The sequence below is a fragment of the Pseudomonas sp. p99-361 genome, assembly GCF_003935475.1.
Taxonomy (GTDB): Bacteria; Pseudomonadota; Gammaproteobacteria; order Pseudomonadales; family Pseudomonadaceae; genus Aquipseudomonas; species Aquipseudomonas juntendi.
On sequence record NZ_RHQO01000123.1, the window covers coordinates 1 to 6005 of the forward strand.

The 6005-nt window shown below is 62.2% G+C and carries 7 protein-coding genes; 2 read left to right on the top strand and 5 right to left on the bottom strand.

Annotated elements, in window-relative coordinates:
• Positions 1–166: 166 nt before the first annotated feature.
• Entirely contained in the window at positions 167–2776 is a 2610-nt protein-coding gene (acnB, locus tag EGJ22_RS25480) for a bifunctional aconitate hydratase 2/2-methylisocitrate dehydratase (RefSeq protein ID WP_029888008.1), read from the bottom strand.
• Positions 2777–3182: 406 nt separating this feature from the next.
• Between acnB and EGJ22_RS25485 the strand changes: the two genes are divergently transcribed.
• The gene (locus EGJ22_RS25485) at positions 3183–3650 is read left to right on the top strand and encodes a DUF1289 domain-containing protein (RefSeq protein WP_009685942.1); all 468 of its coding nucleotides are present in this window, start codon (positions 3183–3185) and stop codon (positions 3648–3650) included.
• A gap of 128 nt (positions 3651–3778) precedes the next feature.
• Positions 3779–4375, top strand: a complete 597-nt coding sequence (locus tag EGJ22_RS25490; RefSeq protein WP_029888006.1) for a hypothetical protein — start codon at positions 3779–3781, stop codon at positions 4373–4375.
• A 13-nt stretch (positions 4376–4388) separates the two neighbouring features.
• Here EGJ22_RS25490 and queD read toward each other — a convergent pair whose 3' ends face one another.
• From queD to EGJ22_RS25505, 4 genes are all read right to left on the bottom strand, one after another.
• The gene (gene queD, locus EGJ22_RS25495) at positions 4389–4745 is read right to left on the bottom strand and encodes a 6-carboxytetrahydropterin synthase QueD (protein WP_009685940.1); all 357 of its coding nucleotides are present in this window, start codon (positions 4743–4745) and stop codon (positions 4389–4391) included.
• A 63-nt stretch (positions 4746–4808) separates the two neighbouring features.
• Positions 4809–5021, bottom strand: coding sequence for an AlpA family transcriptional regulator (locus EGJ22_RS25500; protein WP_029888005.1), 213 nt, complete (start codon positions 5019–5021; stop codon positions 4809–4811).
• Between the two features lie 23 nt (positions 5022–5044).
• Positions 5045–5221 carry a hypothetical protein gene (locus tag EGJ22_RS26235; RefSeq protein WP_177432075.1) on the bottom strand — a complete coding sequence of 59 codons (177 nt, stop codon included), beginning with the start codon at positions 5219–5221 and terminating at the stop codon, positions 5045–5047.
• A gap of 14 nt (positions 5222–5235) precedes the next feature.
• Entirely contained in the window at positions 5236–5970 is a 735-nt protein-coding gene (locus EGJ22_RS25505; protein WP_029888009.1) for a metallophosphoesterase, read from the bottom strand.
• Positions 5971–6005 lie beyond the last annotated feature (35 nt).

Sequence of the window (6005 nt, forward strand, 5' to 3'; positions counted from 1 at the left end):
CGCTCTAACAGGCGCTGCCATACCTTGTGGCAAACACCTGTCAGCCCTAAGGCGATCCCTGTGGGAGCTGGCTTGCCAGCGATAGGGCCGGTGAGGAACAAAAAAGCCCCGGCATTTCTGCCAGGGCTTCTTCTTGTAGCTTGCAGCTTACAACTTGCCGCTCAGCTTACGCCTGTACCACCGGGATCTTGGCGTTGGCAGCCGCTTCGCGGAACTCGGCGATCTGGTCGAAGCTCAGGTAGCGGTAGACGTCGGCAGCCATGCTGTCGATGTCTTTGGCGTACTGCATGTACTCTTCCACGGTCGGCAGCTTGCCGATGATCGAAGCCACGGCAGCCAGCTCGGCCGACGCCAGGTACACGTTGGTGGCGTCGCCCAGGCGGTTCGGGAAGTTACGGGTCGAGGTGGAGACCACGGTCGAACCGGTCTGCACGCGTGCCTGGTTACCCATGCACAGCGAGCAGCCTGGCATTTCCATGCGTGCACCGGCCTTGCCGTAGATGCCGTAGTAGCCTTCTTCGGTCAGCTGGTGTGCGTCCATCTTGGTTGGCGGGGCCAGCCACAGACGGGTCGGAATCCCGCCCTTGACCTTCTCCAGCAGCTTGCCGGCAGCGCGGAAGTGGCCGATGTTGGTCATGCACGAACCGATGAACACTTCGTCGATTTTCTCGCCCTGAACCGAGGACAGCAGGCGCGCGTCGTCTGGGTCGTTCGGCGCGCAGAGCACAGGCTCTTTGACGTCGGCCAGGTCGATTTCGATGATTTCGGCGTACTCGGCATCGGCGTCGGCCGACAGCAGCTCAGGCTTGGCCAGCCAGGCTTCCATGGCCTGGGCGCGGCGCTCGAGGGTACGGGCGTCGCCGTAACCTTCGCCGATCATCCAGCGCAGCAGGGTGATGTTGGACTTCAGGTACTCGGCGATGGCCTTTTCTGGCAGCTTGATGGTGCAGCCGGCAGCCGAGCGCTCGGCCGAAGCGTCGGACAGCTCGAAGGCTTGTTCGACAGTCAGTTCGTCCAGGCCTTCAATTTCCAGGATGCGGCCGGAGAAGGCGTTTTTCTTGCCTTTTTTCTCGACGGTCAGCAGGCCTTGCTTGATGGCGTAGTAAGGGATGGCATGGACCAGGTCACGCAGGGTGATACCAGGCTGCAGTTTGCCCTTGAAGCGCACCAGGATCGACTCTGGCATGTCCAGCGGCATGACGCCGGTGGCCGCGGCGAACGCGACCAGGCCGGAACCGGCCGGGAACGAGATGCCGATAGGGAAGCGGGTGTGCGAGTCGCCGCCAGTACCTACGGTGTCGGGCATCAGCATGCGGTTCAGCCAGCTGTGGATGATGCCGTCGCCTGGGCGCAGCGACACGCCGCCACGGGTGCGGATGAAGTCTGGCAGGGTGTGGTGGGTGGTGACGTCGATCGGCTTCGGATAAGCCGCGGTGTGGCAGAACGACTGCATCACCAGGTCAGCGGAGAAGCCCAGGCAAGCCAGGTCTTTCAGCTCGTCACGGGTCATCGGGCCGGTGGTGTCCTGGGAGCCGACGGTGGTCATCTTCGGTTCGCAGTAGGCACCTGGGCGCACGCCCTGGCCTTCAGGCAGGCCACACGCACGGCCGACCATTTTCTGCGCCAGGGTGAAGCCCTTGCCGCTGTCGGCTGGCTGCTCCGGTTTCTTGAACAGCTCGGATGGGCCTTGGCCCAGTTCGGCCCGGGCTTTTTCGGTCAGGCCACGGCCGACGATCAGCGGGATACGGCCGCCAGCGCGCACTTCATCCAGCAGCACTTCGGTTTTCAGGGCGAAGGTGGTGACCAGCTCGTCGCTGCCATGGCGGCGCACTTCACCTTTGAACGGGTAGACGTCGATGACGTCGCCCATGGCCAGGTTGGTGCAGTCGAACTCGATCGGCAGGGCGCCGGCGTCTTCCATGGTGTTGTAGAAGATCGGGGCGATCTTGGTGCCGAAGCAGAAACCACCGGCGCGCTTGTTCGGCACGTACGGGATGTCGTCGCCGAAGAACCACAGCACCGAGTTGGTGGCGGATTTACGCGAGGAACCGGTACCGACCACGTCACCGACATAGGCAACCGGGTAGCCTTGGGCCTTGACCGCTTCGATCTGGGCCAGTGGGCCTACCGAGCCCGGCTGCTGCGGCTCGATGCCGTCACGGGCCATTTTCAGCATGGCCAGGGCGTGCAGCGGGATGTCAGGGCGCGACCAGGCATCGGGTGCAGGGGACAGGTCGTCGGTGTTGGTCTCGCCAGGCACCTTGAACACGCTCAGGGTGTACTTGTCGGCGATGGCCGGGCGCGAGGTGAACCACTCGCCGGCAGCCCAGGATTCCAGCACGGCCTTGGCATTGGCGTTGCCAGCCTTGGCTTTTTCGGCCACATCGTGGAAGGCATCGAACATCAGCAAGGTGTGCTTGAGCTGTTCGGCCGCGACGGCGCCCAGTTCGGCGTCATCCAGCAGCGCGACCAGCGTTTCGATGTTGTAGCCGCCCTGCATGGTGCCCAGCAGTTCGGTGGCGTGCTTGCGGTCGATCAGTGGCGATTGGGTTTCGCCCTTGGCGACGGCAGAGAGGAAAGCAGCCTTGACATAGGCAGCTTCGTCGACCCCTGGCGGTACACGGTGGGTGATCAGTTCTACGAGGAAGGCTTCTTCGCCGGCCGGCGGGTTTTTCAGCAGCTCGACCAGGCCTGCGGTTTGTTCGGCGTTCAGCGGCTGGGGCACGATGCCCAGGGCGGCGCGCTCTTCGATGTGTTTGCGGTAGGCTTCAAGCACAGTTATTTCCCTCATCAGTGGTCCCTAAAGGGGGTCCGGGACGCTCATCCAGCATTCAATGCACCCATGCGCCACCACGGCTTTTTGAGCCGCCCGGCCAGGGTCGCAAAGAATCCTTACGGAAGCTGCTTTCAAAGTTTTACGCCTGCAGAACGGGGTGCTGATGAGGGCTGGCGCGGGCATGCGAGGGATGCATGGCCCGGGCCAACGCCGTTCTACCGGATCAACTGTGCTCGTGACGCTTTGAAAACAGCTTCCTACGGACATTGTTGCCTGTGAAAAGGCCGGATGATTCTACGGCAAAAAAAGCCCGAAGGTAAGGCGCAGAACATCACTTTAGCGAGTGACCCTGGTTAGACAAAGGGCTAACATGGGCGCGTGTTCCACCGCCATGCTGTTGTTTTTCATGTCCAACAACTCCATCAAGACCCCTTGCGTCGGCCTGTGCTCCACGGTGTATGGGGACACGGTTTGCCGCGGCTGCAAGCGCTTCCACCACGAAGTGATCCACTGGAACGGCTACGATGACGCGCAAAAGCGCGCCGTGTGGCTGCGCCTTGAGCAGTTGCTGGTGCAGGTCATGATGGCCAAGCTCGAGGTGTTCGACAAAAGCCTGTTGCGCCAGCAACTGGAGCAGCGCTCCATCCGCTTCGTCGACCAGCAGTCGGAATATTGCTGGGCGTACCAGCTGATCGCCCGCGGTGCGCGGATGATCCGTGATCTGGAAGCCTACGGCATGGTACTGCTGCCGGAATTCCGCGATTGGGAACTGCCGCAGTTGCGCGATGCCATCGACCGCGAATTCTTCCTTTTGTCCGAAGCGCACTACCAGCGTTACATCGCTCCTGCGTTTCTCGACAGCTCGCTGGGCTAAGCGCTGGTATCAGCGCCTTCGCCGCGTTCACGCCTTGTTTGCATGGCCTGGGAGCGGGTTCCGGCTGCAAGCGGGCAACAGCACTCACTACTGTCTTCCTTTTCCGCCAGTGAAGAGGGCTCGACGGCATGTCCCACTACCAATTCCAACCTCAGAAAAGCTTCATTGCCAGGCTGTACTGGCAGGCACGCCTGAGTACGCAAGGGCAGGTTCAAGGCGTGCCCATCGGTGACACAGGTAATGGCGATTCGCCCTTTACCAGTGGTGGCTGGCTGCACGCCGGCGAAGACCATTACACCGACACGGTGGCACCGGCGTATGTGATCTCACGGCGCAAATTTCGCACGCTGTTCTGGTTCGGCTGCTACGAGACCGATGGTGAGTACGACTTCGAGATCCGCGCCGTGGGGGACGAAGACAGCCATCCGCACTGGCAACGGCGCGGTCACCGCCTGGATGTCAGCCGCAACGGCTATCTGGCCCTGTACTCGGCCGCGGAGGCCGTTGGCCATGACGCCCTGGCCGCCGGTACCATGCTCTGGCGCCTCGATGGCCTAGCGCCAGAGCAGCTTGCCGAAGGCGATGCGGTCAGCGACGTGAGCCTGGTCAGCCTGCATGGCAAGACGGTCAGGCGGCTGGTCGAGGATGGCTTTCCCTTCCTCAGCGAGGTGCAAGGTGAAGCAGGCTACCTGCACCTGCAGGTGCTGAGCATAGGGGCCGCCTGACCTTGGCGGTGTTTCAGTCGCCGTAGTATTCGCACCCGCTGGTGCAGGTCTCGTGGATGCGGACTTTGGACAGCTCCGGCAGCAGCGGCTTGACCTGATCCCAGATCCACTTGGCGATTACCTCGCTGGTGGGGTTTTCCAGGCCGGGAATGTCGTTCAGGTAATTGTGGTCGAGCTGCTCGTAGATCGGCTTGAAAATGGCCTTCACCTCGGCGAAGTCACGGATCCAGCCGGTGTGCGGGTCCAGCGGGCCGGTCAGGTGCAGGCCGACCTTGAACGAGTGGCCGTGCAGGCGGCCGCATTTGTGCCCGGCAGGCACGTGGGGCAGCCGGTGGGCCGATTCGAATGTAAATTCCTTGAAGATTTCCACTGGTGGACCTGTAAAGCTGATGGGGTATGGGCTTGAGCGGAATCTGGTGTTTCAGTGTACTGCTCAATGTACTGATTGGTCGTCGCTGGGCTCGAAAGAGGTCATCCACTGAGTGATGTCCGACTGGCGCCAGGCAACCGAATTGGGGCCTATCTTAACCTGTTTTGGGAATGTGCCCTCACGGATTCTGCGATAGACGGTATTCCGCCCGATCCCGGTCACGTGCAGCACCTCGTCGAGGCGCAGGAAGCGGTCAATGTTTTCTGCGTGTCGCATAGGTGTCTCCTTTATATAGAGGGTCAGGCGAGAAAGTGGTGCCCGACCTTCGCCGCCCTGGCGGCTTCCTCGGTGCGGAACATGAGCCGGGTGGTGCTGACGCTGCCCCAGCTGTTGTATTCGGCATCGACCCACCAGGCGCCGAACTTGCGGTACGGCTCTCCGAGGATCTTCGTGACGTAGCAGTCGATCAGGTTCATGGATGCCTCCTTGGTCAGTCCCAGTCGTGGCTGACGCCTGGCTTGATTGGTGGTGTGCACTGGAGAGAGCCAAGCTCCAGCAGGGTGAAGTGACCATCCATCCAGCCGGCGGTATCGATGTGGTAGACATTGCCGAGGACGGCCGGCTGGCGTAGTGGGGTATGACCACACACCAGTGCGCGAAGGCCGTCGACACCCTCTTTGTCGCCATCCTGAACTCGGCTGCGCGACCACATGCAGGTGTTCTGGGTCAGCTTGAGCTGTTTTGCGCTCTCGGGCGCCTCAAGCCTGGCGCGCAACTCGTCCCAGGACGGGAAAGGGCAGTCGGCATGCACGATGCCGACCAGGCCCTCGGCGGTCTCTACCTCAATTGCGATCGGCAGCTCGCGGAACTGGGCGGCGAACTCGCGCTGTTCGTCCCAGGCTAGGCCGGCGAACCAGGCGCCGCCGTTGTAGACCCAGTTGTCTACGTCGCAGGTGTCGAATCGGCAGACGTAGTCGTCGTGGTTGCCGCGCACCGGGTGGAACCAGGGCTTGGCCAGCCATTCGAGCACGTCGCAGCACTCTGGCCCGCGGTCGACCAGATCGCCGACGCTGAACAGCCTGTCAACCGCCGGATCGAATCCGGCCGCGTCCAGGGCAGACTGCAGCCGGGTGAAGTGCCCATGGATGTCGCCGACCGCGAAATCGCGGCCAGCCGTGTTTGTGGCGAAGCGCTTGATGCGCACCACCTCGATGTTTTCGAGCATGCAGGATCCTCGCCCGCGCATGTCGGCGGGCTTGA

Coding starts and splice junctions, on each gene's coding strand:
- EGJ22_RS25485 (WP_009685942.1), top strand. CDS start 3,183: ATGTCCAACAACTCCATCAAGACCCCTTGCGTCGGCCTGTGCTCCACG.
- EGJ22_RS26235 (WP_177432075.1), bottom strand. CDS start 5,221: ATGAACCTGATCGACTGCTACGTCACGAAGATCCTCGGAGAGCCGTAC.
- EGJ22_RS25505 (WP_029888009.1), bottom strand. CDS start 5,970: ATGCTCGAAAACATCGAGGTGGTGCGCATCAAGCGCTTCGCCACAAAC.
- EGJ22_RS25500 (WP_029888005.1), bottom strand. CDS start 5,021: ATGCGACACGCAGAAAACATTGACCGCTTCCTGCGCCTCGACGAGGTG.
- EGJ22_RS25490 (WP_029888006.1), top strand. CDS start 3,779: ATGTCCCACTACCAATTCCAACCTCAGAAAAGCTTCATTGCCAGGCTG.